15 protein-coding genes and 1 pseudogene are annotated in these 15,780 nt (G+C 73.3%); 10 read left to right on the forward strand and 6 right to left on the reverse strand.

All coding sequences use genetic code 11. The annotated features are described in order from the left end of the window. Positions 1 to 148 precede the first annotated feature (148 nt). A complete protein-coding gene (locus ACFW2G_RS31620) occupies positions 149 to 1,090 on the reverse strand; it encodes a beta-ketoacyl-ACP synthase III (RefSeq protein WP_384580893.1) in 942 nt (313 codons plus the stop codon). A gap of 206 nt (positions 1,091 to 1,296) precedes the next feature. On the opposite strand from ACFW2G_RS31620, the gene fdhD reads away from it, so the two are divergent. After that, positions 1,297 to 2,124: a formate dehydrogenase accessory sulfurtransferase FdhD gene (fdhD, locus tag ACFW2G_RS31625; RefSeq protein ID WP_037915895.1), complete on the forward strand. Its 828-nt coding sequence runs from the start codon at positions 1,297 to 1,299 to the stop codon at positions 2,122 to 2,124. A gap of 96 nt (positions 2,125 to 2,220) precedes the next feature. Here fdhD and ACFW2G_RS31630 read toward each other — a convergent pair whose 3' ends face one another. Continuing rightward, on the reverse strand, positions 2,221 to 2,649 hold the full coding sequence (locus tag ACFW2G_RS31630) for a hypothetical protein (protein WP_106967524.1): 429 nt from the start codon (positions 2,647 to 2,649) through the stop codon (positions 2,221 to 2,223). 33 nt (positions 2,650 to 2,682) lie between these two features. Next, on the reverse strand, positions 2,683 to 3,699 hold the full coding sequence (locus ACFW2G_RS31635) for a bile acid:sodium symporter family protein (RefSeq protein ID WP_384446771.1): 1,017 nt from the start codon (positions 3,697 to 3,699) through the stop codon (positions 2,683 to 2,685). A 157-nt stretch (positions 3,700 to 3,856) separates the two neighbouring features. On the opposite strand from ACFW2G_RS31635, the gene ACFW2G_RS31640 reads away from it, so the two are divergent. The 4 genes from ACFW2G_RS31640 to ACFW2G_RS31655 all read left to right on the forward strand — a co-directional run bounded on the left by ACFW2G_RS31640 (position 3,857) and on the right by ACFW2G_RS31655 (position 8,215). Next, the gene (locus ACFW2G_RS31640; protein ID WP_037915890.1) at positions 3,857 to 4,708 is read left to right on the forward strand and encodes a LysR substrate-binding domain-containing protein; all 852 of its coding nucleotides are present in this window, start codon (positions 3,857 to 3,859) and stop codon (positions 4,706 to 4,708) included. A gap of 196 nt (positions 4,709 to 4,904) precedes the next feature. After that, positions 4,905 to 6,728 (forward strand): AMP-dependent synthetase/ligase, encoded by a 1,824-nt coding sequence (locus tag ACFW2G_RS31645; protein ID WP_384446773.1) that lies wholly within the window; start codon positions 4,905 to 4,907, stop codon positions 6,726 to 6,728. Positions 6,729 to 6,930: 202 nt separating this feature from the next. Continuing rightward, complete coding sequence (locus ACFW2G_RS31650; protein ID WP_037915887.1) at positions 6,931 to 7,779, forward strand: aldo/keto reductase; 849 nt, start codon at positions 6,931 to 6,933, stop codon at positions 7,777 to 7,779. 10 nt (positions 7,780 to 7,789) lie between these two features. Next, positions 7,790 to 8,215 (forward strand): RICIN domain-containing protein, encoded by a 426-nt coding sequence (locus ACFW2G_RS31655; RefSeq protein WP_384446776.1) that lies wholly within the window; start codon positions 7,790 to 7,792, stop codon positions 8,213 to 8,215. A 20-nt stretch (positions 8,216 to 8,235) separates the two neighbouring features. Here ACFW2G_RS31655 and ACFW2G_RS31660 read toward each other — a convergent pair whose 3' ends face one another. Next, a complete protein-coding gene (locus ACFW2G_RS31660) occupies positions 8,236 to 8,970 on the reverse strand; it encodes a methyltransferase domain-containing protein (protein WP_384446884.1) in 735 nt (244 codons plus the stop codon). A 29-nt stretch (positions 8,971 to 8,999) separates the two neighbouring features. After that, positions 9,000 to 9,305 carry a 4a-hydroxytetrahydrobiopterin dehydratase gene (locus ACFW2G_RS31665; RefSeq protein ID WP_037915884.1) on the reverse strand — a complete coding sequence of 102 codons (306 nt, stop codon included), beginning with the start codon at positions 9,303 to 9,305 and terminating at the stop codon, positions 9,000 to 9,002. A gap of 175 nt (positions 9,306 to 9,480) precedes the next feature. Between ACFW2G_RS31665 and ACFW2G_RS31670 the strand changes: the two genes are divergently transcribed. Continuing rightward, positions 9,481 to 11,265 (forward strand): FAD-dependent oxidoreductase, encoded by a 1,785-nt coding sequence (locus ACFW2G_RS31670; protein ID WP_384580895.1) that lies wholly within the window; start codon positions 9,481 to 9,483, stop codon positions 11,263 to 11,265. Between the two features lie 46 nt (positions 11,266 to 11,311). Next, positions 11,312 to 12,106, forward strand: coding sequence for a helix-turn-helix domain-containing protein (locus tag ACFW2G_RS31675; protein WP_384580897.1), 795 nt, complete (start codon positions 11,312 to 11,314; stop codon positions 12,104 to 12,106). Here ACFW2G_RS31675 and ACFW2G_RS31680 read toward each other — a convergent pair. Beyond that, a complete protein-coding gene (locus tag ACFW2G_RS31680; protein ID WP_384580899.1) occupies positions 12,092 to 12,508 on the reverse strand; it encodes a hypothetical protein in 417 nt (138 codons plus the stop codon). The genes ACFW2G_RS31675 and ACFW2G_RS31680 overlap by 15 nt on opposite strands. 259 nt (positions 12,509 to 12,767) lie before the next feature. Between ACFW2G_RS31680 and ACFW2G_RS31685 the strand changes: the two genes are divergently transcribed. From ACFW2G_RS31685 to ACFW2G_RS31695, 3 genes and pseudogenes are all read left to right on the forward strand, one after another. Next, positions 12,768 to 13,790 (forward strand): hypothetical protein, encoded by a 1,023-nt coding sequence (locus ACFW2G_RS31685; protein WP_384580901.1) that lies wholly within the window; start codon positions 12,768 to 12,770, stop codon positions 13,788 to 13,790. A gap of 342 nt (positions 13,791 to 14,132) precedes the next feature. Next, the gene (locus tag ACFW2G_RS31690; protein WP_384446786.1) at positions 14,133 to 15,650 is read left to right on the forward strand and encodes an NAD(P)/FAD-dependent oxidoreductase; all 1,518 of its coding nucleotides are present in this window, start codon (positions 14,133 to 14,135) and stop codon (positions 15,648 to 15,650) included. Between the two features lie 3 nt (positions 15,651 to 15,653). Further along, positions 15,654 to 15,780, forward strand: a pseudogene (locus tag ACFW2G_RS31695) (sugar kinase); the annotation flags it as partial.

Below are 15,780 nucleotides of genomic sequence, written 5' to 3' on the forward strand. Positions count from 1 at the left end.
CGCCGCGGCCGGCGTCGGGGTGGGTTCGCCGTTCCTGCCCCCCGGTGTCGCGGGCGGCGCCTTCCCGGCGCTCACGAACCCGCCGGGAACCCCGGCTTGCGTGCGGCGACGGGGCTCGGAGCGGCCCGCGGGGCGGCCGCCGAGGGCTTCACGGGCAGCTGATGACCTGGCCGGCGTAGGAGAGGTTGCCGCCGAACCCGAAGAGGAGCACCGGGGCACCGGAGGGGATCTCGCCGCGCTGGACCAGCTTCGACAGGGCCATGGGGATGCTGGCTGCCGAGGTGTTGCCGGATTCGACGACGTCGCGGGCGACGACGGCGTTGACCGCTCCGATCTTGGCGGCGAGCGGCTCGATGATGCGCAGGTTCGCCTGGTGGAGGACGACCGCTGCCAGTTCCTCGGGGGCCACTCCGGCCTTCTCGCACACCTTGCGGGCGAGCGGCGGGAGCTGGCTGGTGGTCCAGCGGTAGACGGACTGGCCCTCCTGGGCGAAGACCGGCGGCGAGCCCTCGATGCGGACCGCGTTGCCCATCTCGGGGACGGAACCCCACAGCACCGGGCCGATGCCCGGCTGCTCGCAGGCCTCGACGACGGCCGCGCCCGCTCCGTCACCGGTGAGAACGCAGGTGGTGCGGTCGGCCCAGTCGGTGATCTCGGTCATCTTGTCGGCGCCGATGACCAGGGCGCGGGTGGCGGAACCGGCCCGCACGGCATGGTCCGCGGTGGCCAGGGCGTGGGTGAAGCCCGAGCAGACGACGTTGATGTCCATGACGGCGGGGCTCGCACCCATGCCCAGCTTGGCAGCGACGCGTGCGGCCGTGTTGGGCGAGCGGTCGATCGCCGTGGAGGTGGCGACCAGCACGAGGTCGATGTCGTCCGGGGTCAGGCCCGCTCCCGCGAGCGCCTTGCCGGCCGCGTGGTAGGCGAGCTCGTCGACCGGCTCGTCCGGGCCCGCGACGTGGCGCGTGCGGATGCCGACGCGGGAGCGGATCCACTCGTCGGTGGTGTCGACCATGGCCGCGAGGTCCTCGTTGGTGAGCACCTTCGCGGGCTGGTAGTGCCCTAGCGCCACCACGCGTGAACCGGTCATGGGCGGGGTCCCCCCTCGTAGGCAAGTCAGGATCACCCAGCTTTGCCTGCTACTGATGGGTACGTGTGCGTGTGACCCGACAGGATTCCGGCCCCTGATTTTGGAGCTTCCCGAGGAGCTCCCTGCCCGGGACCAGGTCGGATCCGGAACCGCGAGAATGAGTACGTCGGGCATCGGCGAGGAACAGAAGGGGCGGGCTGATCACCATGGGACGGGTCACCGAACGCCGTCGCGTCGTACGGATCCGGAACGGCAGTTCGGGTGTCCGCCCGGACACGCTGGTGGCAGAGGAGCCACTGGAGATACGACTCAACGGCAGGCCGCTGGCCATCACGATGCGCACCCCGGGGGACGACTTCGCGCTGGCGGTGGGTTTCCTGGTGAGCGAGGGGGTGCTCGGCGCGGCCTCCGACGTCCAGGCTGTCACCTACTGCGAGGGGGCGGCGCAGGACGGGTCGAACACCTACAACGTGGTCAACGTGCAACTGGCCGCAGGTGTCCCGGTGCCGGACATCACGCTGGAGCGGAACGTCTACACCACCTCGTCGTGCGGACTGTGCGGGAAGGCCAGCCTGGACGCGGTGCGGACGGCGAGCCGTTTTCCGGCGGTCGCCGCCGATCCGGTCCGGGTGCCCGCAGAGGTCCTCACCGGGCTCCCGGACCGGCTCCGCGCAGCCCAGAAGGTCTTCGACCGTACCGGCGGCCTGCACGCGGCGGGGCTGTTCACGGCGCAGGGCGAACTGCTCGACCTGCGCGAGGACGTGGGGCGGCACAACGCGGTGGACAAGATCGTCGGCCGGGCGCTCCAGGCGGGACGGCTCCCGCTGGCGGGGGCGGTCCTGCTGGTGTCGGGCCGGGCCTCCTTCGAGCTCGCGCAGAAGGCCGTGATGGCGGGGATCCCGGTACTGGCCGCGGTTTCCGCGCCGTCCTCGCTGGCGGTGGACCTGGCGCTGGAGTCGGGCACGACCCTGGTCGGCTTCCTGCGGGGCCCGGACATGAACATCTACGCGGGCGAGGAGCGGATCACCCTGTAGCCGCGCGCCGCAACGGCCTCCCTGCCGCCGCGTCCGTCGCCTCGGGCGGGGCCCCGCGGTCGTCCGCTCCGGGTCCGGATCGCTCTCGCGGCGCCGTCAGCGCGTCCGGCGGGCGCGACGGGCGGAGGCGGCGGGTTTCGGGGCCGGCGGGTCGATGCGGTGGAGGTCGAGGGTGGCCGGGAGCGGGGTGGAGCCGGGGCCTCCGGATTCGGCCCAGGCGATGATCTCGTCGGTGGCGGTGTCGTCGAGGGCCCAGCCGAACCACACCGCGCGGGCGCCGCGGCGGCGGGCTTCGGTGGTGGGCTGGACCACGATGACGTTGGCCTGGGCGCACGGTCCGAGGCAGTCGCTCGTACGGACGGCCAGGCGGCCCTCGGAGGCCGCCGCGGCCTCGCGCAGCCGGGCGAGCTGGCCGGCGTGGTCGGAGCCGGGATTCTTGCTGGGGTCGCCGCAGCAGCAACCGCGGCAGACCACCAGGGTGCAGGGGCGTTCGGCATGTGCGCCGAGCGGGCGTATCCAGGTCACCACCGCACGTTACCGGGCCGGGGATCTTGCCGGTCAAGCCGCGCGCGAGACCTCCGCCACATGGTCGGCGGGGAGCGCGGGCCGCGGATCCTGGGCGCGGCGCCGGGCGAGGACCGCGCAGACCATCAACTGCATCTGGTGGAAGAGCATCAGCGGGAGCACGGCGAGGCCGGCCTGGGCCCCGAACAGCACGCTGGCCATGGGCAGTCCGGCGGCCAGGCTCTTCTTCGACCCGGCGAACTGGACGGCGATGCGGTCCTCGCGGCCGAAGCCGAGACGTGCCGCGCCGTACCAGGTGGCCAGCAGCATGACCGTGAGCAGTACAGCCTCCAGGAGCATCAGCACGCCCAGGCGCAGGGGGCTCACCTGCTGCCAGACGCCGGCCGCCACGCCCGCGCTGAAGGCGGCGTAGACGACGAGCAGGATCGAACCGCGGTCGGCGTATCCCAGCGCCTTCCTGTGGCGGGTGAGGAAGCCGCCGACCCAGCGGCGCAGGGCCTGTCCCAGCAGGAAGGGCAGCAGGAGCTGAAGGGTGATCTTGAGGAGGGAGTCGGGAGAGAAGCCGCCCGTGCGACCGCCGAGCAGGGCGGCGGCGAGCAGCGGGGTCAGCACGATGCCGGCCAGGCTGGAGAAGGAGCCGGCGCAGATCGCGGCGGGGACGTTGCCGCGGGCGATCGAGGTGAAGGCGATGGAGGACTGGACGGTCGAGGGGACCAGGCAGAGGAAGAGCAGGCCGCTCTGGAGGGCCGGCGGCAGCAGGCCCGGGGTGAGCGCGCGCAGGGCCAGGCCGAGGACGGGGAACAGCAGGAAGGTGCAGGCCAGCACCGTGAGATGGAGCCGCCAGTGCCGCAGCCCCTCAAGTGCCTCACGGGTGGAGAGCCGGGCGCCGTAGAGGAAGAAGAGGAGGGCGACGGCGGCGGTGGCGGCGGCGTCGGCAGCCGTGGCGGCCGCGCCGCGGGCGGGGAGCAGGGCGGCGAGGCCGACGGTGGCGAGCAGGGCCAGGACGTACGGGTCCAGGGGGATCCGGGCGGGGAGGTGCGGGCGGCGCATGCGCGGGTGCTCACTTGCTGTCGGGGCGGGCGGGACCGGGGTGCTCCGCGTCCCTTCACGGTGCCCCTTCATGGTCGGGCCCCGCCGGTGATCAGGAAACCCGTACACCGTTCTCACTGTCATCACGGATCGCGATGAGCCGGCATACGCTGGGGGAATGTACGACCCGATCCAGCTGCGGACGTTCCTCACGGTGGCCCAAACGCTGAGCTTCACCCAGGCCGCGGGGCGGCTCGGCGTACGGCAGTCCACGGTCAGCCAGCACGTGCGGCGGCTGGAGGAGGCGACCGGGCGGCCGTTGTTCCTTCGCGACACGCACAGCGTCGTGCTGACGGAGGACGGGGAGGCGATGCTCGGGTTCGCCCGGACGATCCTGGAGGCGCACGAGCGGGCGGCGGCCTTCTTCACGGGAACGCGACTGCGGGGGCGCCTGCGGTTCGGGGCCTCGGAGGACTTCGTGCTGTCGCGGCTTCCGGAGATCCTGGAGCGGTTCCGGCACGAGCACCCCGAGGTGGACCTGGAGCTGTCGGTGGAGCTGTCGGGCACGTTGCACGAACGGCTGGACGCGGGGCGCCTGGACCTGGTGCTCGCGAAGCGGCGGGGCCCGGGGGACGAGCGGGGCCGCCTGGTCTGGCGGGACCGGATGGTGTGGATCGGTGCGAAGGGGCTGCGGGTGGATCCCGAGCGGCCGGTTCCGCTGATCGTGTTCCCGCCGCCGGGCATCACCCGGGCGCGCGCCCTGGAGGTACTCGAACGGGACGGCCGGGCGTGGCGGATCGCGTGTACGAGCGGCAGCCTGAGCGGTCTGGTCGCGGCGGCCCGGGCCGGGCTGGGCGTGATGGCACACACGCGGGGACTGATCCCGCCGGGTCTGGTGCGGGTCGGCGGGCTGCCCGAGCTCGGGCCGGTGGAGTTCGCGCTGCTGCGCGGGCCGCGCGCGTCACCCGCGGCCGAGGCGCTGGCTGCGGCGGTCCTCGCGGGCGCGGACCGGCTCACCCGCACCGGTTGACCCGCACCGACTGACCCGCGCCGGCGGGCCGCAGCGGCGGGCGGGCGCGCACCGATCCGCCCGCGCGCTGCGATCCGCACGTCAGCGGCGTGAACAGCGTGATCGCTGGGGAGGTCTTGTGGAGGTATCCGAACGCCGATCAACCCCCCTTGACGCTGAGGTACGTTCACCGCGGCGCGCGGAGAGGAGCGGGGCCTTGCGCGAGATCACCGTCCCACCGATCGTCACGAGCACGCCCGTCGGCGGGCTGGCCGACATCGTCTTCCAGCACGCCCGGGAGGAGCCCGACCGGGTGGTCATGGGCCGGAAGACCGAGGGAATCTGGCGGGACGTGACCTCCGGCGAGCTGGCCGCCGAGGTGCTGGCGCTCGCCAGGGGGCTGCTGGCCCAGGGGGTGCGTTTCGGGGACCGGGTGGCGCTCATGTCCCGGACCCGCTACGAGTTCACGCTCTTCGACTTCGCCCTGTGGGCGATCGGTGCCCAGCCCGTCCCCGTCTACCCGACGTCCTCCACCGAGCAGGTGCGCTGGATCCTCCACGACACCGACTGCACGGCCTGTGTGGTGGAGAACGAGGACCAGGCCATGACGGTGGGGTCGGTCATCGACCGGCTCCCCCACCTCAGGCGGCTGTGGCAGCTGGATGCCGGGGCGGTGGACGCGCTCGTCGCCGACGGCCGCTCGGTCGCCGAGGACGTCGTGCACCGCCACCGCGGCGCGGTGACGCCCGACGCGACGGCCACCGTGATCTACACCTCGGGAACCACCGGCCGCCCCAAGGGATGTGTGCTCACGCACGCGAACTTCGCGTACGAGACCGACACCCTGGTGGCCCGTTGGGAGTCGGTGTTCCGGGGCAGGCAGGGCGAACCGCCGTCGACCCTGCTCTTCCTGCCGCTGGCCCATGTCTTCGGGCGGATGGTGGAGGTGGCGGCCGTCCGGGCGCGGGTCAAGCTCGGGCACCAGCCGGTGCTGGCGGCGGCCGAGCTGATGCCGGACCTCGCGGCGTTCCGGCCGACGTTCGTGCTCGGCGTCCCGTACGTCTTCGAGAAGGTCTTCGCGGCAGCCCGCCGCACGGCGGAGGCGGAGGGGCGCACGGGGCCCTTCGACCGGGCCGTGGAGACGGCCGTACGGTACGCGGAAGCGCGCGAACGGAAGGCATTCGGCACCGGGCCGGGCCCCTCGGCCGCGCTGCGCATGGAGCACCGGCTCTTCGAAAAGCTCGTCTACGCGAAGGTCCGCGAGGGGATGGGCGGACGGGTGCGGTACGCGATGTCGGGCGGGTCGGCGATGTCGCGCCGCCTCGGGCTGTTCTTCGACGGCGCCGGGATCAGGGTGTTCGAGGGGTACGGGCTGACCGAGTCCTGCGCGGCCGCCACGGCGAACCCACCGGAGGCGACGAAGTACGGGACGGTCGGCCGGCCGATCCCGGGCAGCACGGTGTACATCGCGGACGACGGGGAGGTCTGGCTGCACGGCGGGCATGTCTTCTCCGGCTACCTGGGCGACCCGCGTGCGACGGATGAGGTGCTGCGGGGCGGCTGGCTGGCGACCGGGGACCTGGGACGGCTGGACGAGGACGGCTACCTGACCATCACCGGCCGCAAGAAGGACATCCTGGTGACGTCCAACGGCAAGAGCGTCGCTCCGGCGGCACTGGAGGAACGGGTCCGCTCGCATCCGCTGGTGGCGCAGTGCGTGCTGGTCGGCAACGACCGGCCGTACATCGCGGCGCTGCTCACCTTGGACATGGAGGGGATAGCGCACTGGCTGTCGATGCGCGGCAGACCGCAGATGCCGGCCGCGGACCTGGTGAGCGACCCTGAGCTGGCGGCGGAGGTGCGCCGGGCGGTGGTGGCCGCCAACACCCTGGTCTCGCAGGCGGAGGCGATCCGCACCTTCAGGGTGCTCGCCGAGCAGTTCACCGAGGAGCGGGGGCTGTTGACCCCTTCGCTCAAGCTCAAGCGGCGGGCGATCGAGAAGGCGTACGAGAAGGAGGTCGACGCGCTCTACCGAACGTGAACCGCAGGCCCCGAGCGGAGCGCGGCCGTGGTGCGGCGGCCGGGGTACGGACGGACCCGCTGGTACGGGAGGGGTACATCGGGGCGCCCTGAGCGACATGGCCCTGGTGGCGGGAATACGTCGTACGAGGGGCCGGTTGTCGCCCCTCGTACGACGCTGTACCACCGCGCACCAACGCGCCGACGCGAGGGAACGACCCGACGTGAACCAGGTCCCGGCCATCAAGCTCAACAACGGCACCTCCATGCCCCAGCTCGGCTTCGGTGTCTGGCAGGTGCCGGACGCGGAGGCGGAGCGCGCCGTGGGGACCGCACTGGAGGCCGGCTACCGCAGCATCGACACGGCCGCCGTCTACGGCAACGAGCAGGGCACGGGCCGGGCCGTCGCCGCTTCCGGGCTGCCTCGCGCGGAACTGTTCGTCACCACGAAGCTGTGGAACGGCCCGAAGCAGACGTGGGACCGCGACGCGGTGCTGCGCGCCTTCGACGACTCCCTCGCCAGGCTGGGCCTCGACCACGTCGACCTGTACCTGATCCACTGGCCGCGCCCGATGCGCGACGACTTCGTCGCCATCTGGAAGGCCTTCGAGGAGATCGCCGCGAGCGGCCGGGCCGCTGCGGTCGGCGTGTCGAACTTCCGCCCGCAGGACCTGGACCGGATCGCCGCCGAGAGCGACCTGGTGCCGGCCGTCAACCAGGTCGAGCTGCACCCGCTGCACCCGCAGGCAGCACTGCGCGCCGAGCACGCGGCGCGCGGGATCGTCACCGAGGCCTGGTCCCCACTCGGCCAGGGCAAGGAGCTCCTCGCGCTGCCGGCCGTCACCGCGATCGCCGAGGCGCACGGCCGCAGCGCCGCGCAGGTGGTGCTGCGCTGGCACCTTCAGCACGGGAACGTCGTGATCCCGAAGTCCGTGACCCCCGCCCGCATCCGGGAGAACCTGGACGTCTTCGGCTTCGAGCTGGACGCGGCCGAGATGGCCGCGCTGGACGCCCTGGGGGCGGGCGCGGCGGGCCGCCGGATCGGCCCGGACCCGGCCGAATTCGACGTGTGAGGGCGCCCTGGTGAACCTTCCCGAGGGGACCTATCGGATCCGCAACGCGGACAGCGGACTGGTGCTCCAACTGGAGGGCGCCTCACGGGTGCGGGTCGGCCCGGACGGGCCGCCCGCTCCGGCGGCCGCCCGCCGGTGGCTGATCGCGCCCGTGCACAGCGGCGGCGGGATCTTCCACGTGGTGAGCGCGGACAACGAACGGCGCCTGGACGTGGCGAACGCGTCGACGGAGAGCGGCGCCCGCGTGCAGGTGTGGCGGGCCAATGCCTTCGGCGCGCAGGAGTGGATCGTCGAGGAGCACCTGGACGCCCCCGGGGTGGTGTCCTTGATCGCCTGCATCAGCGGCCTGCCGCTGGAGGCGGACGCCGAGGGCCGGGTCCGGCAGGGCGAGGACACCGACTCCCCCTCACAGTGGTGGCGGCTGGAGCCGGCGTGAGCGACGGCCCGGCCGGGCCGTCAGATCCGTACGAAGCTCCGCAGGCGGTACGTCGGCTCCGGGCGCGGGGTGTCCTGGTCGGGCAGCAGCTCCAGCCGGGCCGCCAGCTCCGCGGCGGTGATGCCGCGCGGCACGATGCGTGACGCGTACCGCCCCGCGAGCAGGGCCTGCGCGGAGCCGCGCGGGGTGCGGCCCTGGCCGTGGCCGGTGAAGCGGGCCTCACCGCCGGGGCGCAGCCCCGCACGGGCCGCGTGGGCCTCGACCTCGCCGGAGGCGTCCGAGGGGGTCGGGGTCAGGTGTGCGGCGAACACGGCGTCGATGTCGCTGCCGACGTCGTGGGCGGAGTCCTTGTCCACGGTGGCGACGAGGACCCCACCGGGCCGCAGCACCCTGGCCGCCTCGGCGATCACCGCGGGCACCAGCCCGGGTTCCCGCAGCAGGTGCAGCAGCCACACGGCGCTCACCGCGTCCAGCGCGCCCGAGCGCACGGGAAGCCGGACGGCGTCGGCGAGGGCCACGGGGACACCGCGGCGCAGCGCGGCGGCGGCCATGCCGCGGGAGGCGTCAGCGCCCAGGACGCGCAGTCCGGGGCGCGTGAGGCGGGTGGTGACGATGCCCGTGCCACAGCCGAGGTCGAGGAGGGTGCCCGCGTCGGCCGGGAGCAGACTGAGGACGGCCGCCGCGGCAGCCGCCGCTCGGGGGGTGCCGCCGCGGGAGGCGTCGTAGAACTCGGCCTCGGCGTCGTAGTCGAGCAGGGGTTTCGCAGCTGGCGTGCGCGTGGTCATCAGCTCGCGCCGTGGGCCGGGGCGAGGGACTCGACGCGCTCGGCGAGGGCGAAGTCGGTCTCGGTCACCACGCCTCCGGCGTCGTGGCTGTTCACGGAGAGCCGCACGGTGTTGTATCCGAGCGTCAGGTCGGAGTGGTGGTTCAACTCCTCCTGCACGGAGGCGATGTGGGCGACCAAGGCGCTCGCCGCGAAGTGCGTGCCCAGTCGGTAGGTTCGGATGATCCGGTCGTTCTCGAAGGCCCAGCCGGGGAGTTCCCTCAGCCGGTCCTCGATCTCCTTCTGCGACAGCGGTTCACTCGGCATGCACCCGGCTCCTTTTTCCATGACGTGTAGTCAAGGTTCCCACAGTGCACCCCGGATCGAACCTTTCGCGCCATAGTGCGCTCGGGTACTTCTGCGCCTTCCACCCCTGACGTGCGCCGCCTAAGATCCTGCGCCGGACGCGAATGTTACCGGCGGTAACGAAGGGGCGTGCGACATGGTCGGCACCGGGAGTTCCAGGCGCAGGTTCATCGCGGGCGCGGCCGGCGCGGCCCTGTCGGCCCAGGCCGTGCCGGCCGCGGCGGCTCCGGTGGCCGCCCCGGCGGCGGCGCCCTTGCCGGGCGGCCGGCAGGTGGCCGTCCTCGGCGGCGGGGTGGCGGGCCTGACCGCGGCGCACGAGCTCGCCGAGCGCGGTTACGCCGTCACCGTCTACGAGCGCCGGGCGCTCGGCGGCAAGGCCCGCAGCATGCACGTGCCGGGCAGCGCCCGCGGGGGACGCAGGCCGCTGCCCGCGGAACACGGCTTCCGCTTCATCCCGGGCATCTACCACAACCTGCCCGACACCATGCGCCGCATCCCCTTCCCCGGCAACGCGAACGGCGTCTGGGACAACCTGGTGGCCCCGCCGGAGATGATGTTCGCCCGCTCCGGGGGGCGCGAGGACCTACGCGGCCCCATCCCCTGGCCGGGCCACTCCCCCGCCGCCCTCACGCCGCAGGAGGTGCGGCGCGCCCTCTCCGGCCTCGTGCAGACCGCGGTCCGGCTGCCGCCGCACGAGACGGCGTACTTCGTCGACCGGGTGCTGGTCTTCCTCACCAGCTGCGACGAGCGGCGCACCGAGGTCTGGGAGAACACCCCGTGGTGGGAGTTCACCCGGGCGGCACGGATGTCGTACGAGTACCAGCGCATCCTGGCGGTGGGCGTCACCCGCAACATCGTGGCGACCAAGGCGGAGGATGCCTCCACCCGCACCGTCGGCACTCTCGGCGAGGCGTTCGTCTTCAACCTGCTGGGCCGCGGGGCGGACGGCCCGCCCGACCGGATCCTCAACCTGCCGACGAACGAGGCGTGGATCGACCCGTGGGAGGCCCATCTGCGCTCCCTCGGCGTGGAGTTCAGGATCGGATGGACGGTGCGGGAAGTGAGGTGCGACAACGGCCGGGTGAGCGGGGTCGCGGTCGAGGGCCCGGACGGCGTGCGGCGTGTCGTGACCGCCGACCACTACGTGAGCGCACTGCCCGTCGAGCACGCGCGGCGCACCTGGAGCACGGCGTTGCGGGCCGCCGATCCGATGCTGGGGCGCTGCGACAAGCTCCGGACCGATTGGATGACCGGCATCCAGTTCTACCTCACGGAGCGGGCGCCGCTGGTACACGGCCACCTCAACTGCATCGATTCCCCGTGGTCGCTGACGGCGATCCAGCAGGCGGAGCACTGGCCGTCGCGGGACTTCCCCGCCGACTACGGCGACGGGACGGCGGTCGACTGCCTGTCGGTGGACATCTCGGACTGGGACAAGCCGGGGATCCTGTACGGGAAGACGGCCAAGCAGTGCACCCGCGAGGAGGTGGCCCGCGAGGTGTGGGCACAGCTGAAGGCCTCCCTGGGCGACACCGGCAGGAGCCCGCTGTCCGACGCGAAGCTGCACTCGTGGTTCCTGGATCCCGGCGTGGACGGGCTCGGCACCCCGAACCCCACCAACGAGGACGAACTGCTGATCCACCCGGTCGGCACCCTCGGCAACCGGCCGAGCGCGGGTACCCGGGTACCGAACTTCTTCCTCAGTGGGGACTACGTCGCGGTCGACATCGACCTCGCGACGATGGAGGGCGCCAATGCCTCCGCCCGCGCGGCCGTCAACAGCCTGCTGGACCGGGACGGTTCGACCGCGCGGCGGTGCACCGTCCGGCCGCTGTACCGGGCGCCGGAGCTGGAGTCCGCCAAACGGCACGACCTGTGGCGCCACCGCCTCGGCCTGCGCAACGTCTTCGATGTCGGCTGATCGCGCCGGGGCCCACGGCCCTGCGGGCTCGGCTACCGTCGGGGCCATGACCACCTCGACGTCCTCGGTCGGCGCCCTGCTGCGCACCTGGCGGGTGCGGCGCGGCCTCAGCCAGCTGGAGCTGGCGGGGCGCGCCGACTCCTCGTCCCGGCACATCAGCTTCATCGAGACGGGCCGCTCCCGGCCGAGCGAGGAGATGGTGCTGCGACTCGCCGACCACCTCGACGTCCCGATGCGTGAGCGCAACTCCCTGCTGCTCGCCGCGGGGTACGCCCCGCGCTTCGCGCAGACCGCGCTGGACGACCCGTCGATGGAAACCCTGCGCGAGGGCATCGAGCGGCTGCTCACCGGATACGAGCCCTGTCCGGCGCTGGTCGTGAACGCCACGTACGAGGTCGTCGCCGCCAACCGGGGCATCATGATGCTGCTGGACGGTCTGCCGGACCACCTGCTGACGCCGCCGCTGAACGCGATGCGGATCACCCTGCACCCCGAGGGACTGGCCCCGCGGATCCGCAACCTCAGGCAGTGGCGCGGGCACCTGCTCGCCCAAATGGAGCGCCAGATCGCACTCGTCCGCTCCGAGCCGTTGCGCGCGCTGTACGAGGAGGTCCGCTCCTATCCGGTGGTCGAACACCCCGGCGACGGCGAACCGGAGGCGCCGGTTGCGCCCATCGCGCTCCCATTGGTCATCGAGCACGACGGCCACCTGCTGTCCTTCGTGTCGTCCATCGCGACCTTCAACACGCCGATGGACGTGACCGTCGCCGAGCTCGCCATCGAGACGATGCTCCCGGCCGACCCGGCGACAGTGAAGTACCTGCGCTCACTCGGCGACTGAGCGCAGGGCGAGCTGCTGGAGCACGGCGAAGCCGGCGACGGTCAGGGCCTGCACCGGGATCCAGACGGTCCCGGCGACGGTCGGCGAGGACCACCACACGAGGGCCAGCAGACTCAGTGCGGCCCAGGCGTAGTTGGCCTCGACGACGGCCTTCACGGCGGGCGCCGGGGGCCGCCTGCGCGACGCCAGCCATCCGACCGCGGCGCCGTACAGCACGAGCACGAGGCCGAGGACCAGGAGCAGCTCCTGCCCAACCCCGAGCAGCCGTCCCAGCGGCGTGCTGAAGGCGGCGTAGGCGAGGCCGTTGGCGGTGGTGACGACGGCGTCGAGAGCGAGGAAGCGACGCAGCGCGAGCTGCGGCACGGAAGTACGGGCGAAGCCGGCGAGCAGGGTCGTGGACATGGGGATTCAGCCTCCGTCGAGGTCGAACGGCCGGGTGGGTGCGCCGGATCCCGAGACCGAGTGCGCGGCCCCGGGACCCGATGCGCCCACTGTGCCGCGACCCCCGAAGGCGGTCGATTACCTGTGAGGTCATGCCAACGGTTTTTGAGGCGGGCGGCAGGAAACATTGGGGTTCCCGTCCTTCGGCCCGAGGCGGGGGGCTAGGCTTCACGCAGCCCGATCCACTCGAACGCCTTGTCGACATATGGAGAATCCGCCGGTGCGAGCCACCGCACGACCCGACCTCGACGCGATCCGGCGGCGTGTCGCGGCGCTCGCCGAGCGGTGCGGCCGGGATCCCGGCGACGTGCTGGCGACAGGACGGCTGAGCCACCTCTCCGGCGTCGACGTCCGGCGCGTTCCGGGCGTGATGGCGGGTACGGCCCCCGAAGTGCCGCTGGAGCAGCGCGTGCACCAGCGCTTCCGGCTGCTGCGCGCCACCCGCCTCGACAAGCACGGCCGAGAATGGCCGCTCGCCGCCATCGCCCACGACTTCGGCGCCCCCGGAGCCTCTCTCGGACCGCTCAACGCGGGGACCGGGCTGTTGCGGATGGGGCATGCGGCGGGCGTGCAGCGGTTCTTCGGCGTCTACGCCGGCTACCTGCTGGCCGACTGCAAGAGCGCGGTGGAGCGGGCTCTCGCCCTGTCCGCCGGGACCGTCTCGGACGGCGGCGACGATCTCGAACACCTCTCGTACCTGACCGGCATCACGCCCCGGGCCATCCGGCAGACCCTCGACGGCAGACCGCCCCGGCTCCCCCTGAAGGAGCAGGTCCACCAGCGGTTCGAACACCTGCGGCGCACCCGGCCCCGGGAGGACGGCCAGCCCCACTCACTGACGGCCATCGCCAGGTCCTTCGACGCGTCGGGGCAGTCGCTGACCCGTCTCGCCCAGGGCGAGGGCCTGCCGAACCTCGCCGCGGCGGCCGGGATCCAGCGCTTCTACGGCGTCGACGGCGGGTTCCTGCTCGCCGACGACACCGAGGCCCTCGCCACGGCCCTCAGGCTGATCGAAGGCGAACTGGAGTGCGTGGAACGGGAACGGGAGAACCCGATGCTGGCCGTGCTGCGCGCCCACGACGTGCGCAGCATCGTCGCGCGGGCCGGCCGGCTGTCGCCCCAGGGTTGGAAGTCGCTCGCCGACCACCTGGACGACCTCCTCGCACGCGAGGGGCAGCTCGGAACTCCGGGGACGACGGGCGGGACGCCGACCACGGACACCGCCGGGGGAGAAGCGCCATGAGGACCACACGGGCCGCGCGCGCACCGGACTCCGAACGGCTGGACGGCGCACCTCCGGCGGCCCCGGCCGATGCCGGGAAGCCCGCCGGGGCGCCGGGCGCTTCCCGCGCTGCTCAGGGGGATCCGGCGGACATCCGGGCCGAGGGCTTCGGCCGGTGCCTCGGCGGCGCCCCGTGCCTCTGCCCGCCGTCGCCCCGGGAGCGACAGTTCCCCGATGCGACCGGACGCGTCACGTCCGCACTCGGCTGGGGAAGCCCCGTGCCACGCCGTGACCAGCACCAGCCAGTCGCCGCATCCCTCACGCCGATGCCCTCAGCACGGCCCTGACAGAGAGCACGCCACGATGAACCTGTCCTCACCGCCCCGCCACGCCGTCGTCATCGGCGGCAGCCTGGCCGGCCTCCTCGCGGCCGCTGTCCTCGCCGAGCACGCCGCGGTCACCGTCATCGACGCCGACCCGCTGCCCGAAGGGCCGGCGCCGCGCCGCGGGCTCCCGCAGGCCCGCCACACCCACCTGCTGTGGTCCGGCGGCGCCCGGGCCATCGAGCGGATCCTGCCCGGCATCACCGACGACTGGACCAAGGCCGGCGCCATCCGCCGCAGCCTGCCCACCGACCTGGTCACCAAGACCGCCCAGGGATGGATACCGCGCTGCGGGGAGAAGCAGTTCAACATCTCCTGCAGCCGCGACCTGCTCGACTCCGTGGTCCGCGCCCGGGTGACCGGCCTCCCCGGGGTGTCCACCCTCCAGCGGAGCCGGGTCCGCGGCCTGGAGGGCAACGCGGCCCGGGTCACCGGCGTCCGGGTCGACACCCCCGAGGAGGCGGACCTGCTGGTGACGGCCGACCTCGTGGTCGACGCCAGCGGCCGCGGATCGCGGGCCCGCACCTGGCTCCAGGCACTCGGGGTGAGCGGCATCCGGCAGGCCGAGGTCGACTCCGGACTGGTCTACGCGACCCGGATCTTCGAGGCCCCCGCCGGTGCGCACGAGATGGGCTTCCCCATCGTCAACGTGCAGTCCGACCCGCGGGTGCCCGTGCCCGGGCAGACCGCCACGATCGTGCCCATCGAGAACGGCCAGTGGCAGGCGACCCTGTCCGGCACCCGCGGCGGCCAGCCGACGGGCGACCCCGACGCTTTCATCCCGTTCGCCCGGTCCGTCCGCGACCCGATCGTCGGTGAGCTCCTGGAGCACCGCACCCCCCTCACGGACGTCGCCGTCACCCAGGGCACCGCCAACCGGCGGATCTACTTCGAGAAGGCCGAGCTGCCCGACGGGTTCTTCGCCGTCGGTGACTCCGTCGCCACCTTCAATCCCCTGTACGGGCAGGGCATGACGGTCGCCGCCCAGGGGCTGCTCGCCGTACGCGCCCTGCTGCGGGCCAAGGGGCTGGCCCATCCCGGGATCGGCCGTGAGGCCCAGCGCGCGATCGCACCCCAGGTCGCCACCGCCTGGGAGCTCGCCACCTCGCAGGACATCCTCTATCCGGGTGCCACCGGGATGAAGCCGCGCGCCGGCACCAACGTGCTCAACGGCTACGTCAACCGCCTGATGACGGGAGCCACCACCGACGAGGCCCTCACCGCCGCCCTGCTCAACGTCCTCACCATGAGCATCGAGCCCACCCACTGGCTCCGCCCCTCCGTGGTCTGGCACGTGATGCGCGCCTCCGACCGGGGCGCCCTGAAGGCTCCGCCGCTCACGGCCGCGGAGCGGGCCGTCGCCGGGCTCGACCCGGCGCCCGGCACGGGCACCGCCCCCACCACCGGCTCCGGCGGCGGGGGTGGGGGCGGCGCCGCCCCCACCGGCCCGGCAGCCGATCCGGTCGGCCCGGCCGACCCCGTCGGACAGGCCAGATGAGCGGCGGGGCCCGGAGACGGGCTCGGCGCGCTGCTGGGGGAGGCCCCCGGCTGCCGGGCCCTCGGGGTGGGGGTCGCCGTGGGTGGCTGGGTGGACCGCGATTCGGGAACCGTCGTCGAGCATCCGCTGC

Origin of the sequence: Streptomyces sp. NPDC058880, from assembly GCF_042742535.1 — a bacterium.
Taxonomy (GTDB): Bacteria; Actinomycetota; Actinomycetes; order Streptomycetales; family Streptomycetaceae; genus Streptomyces.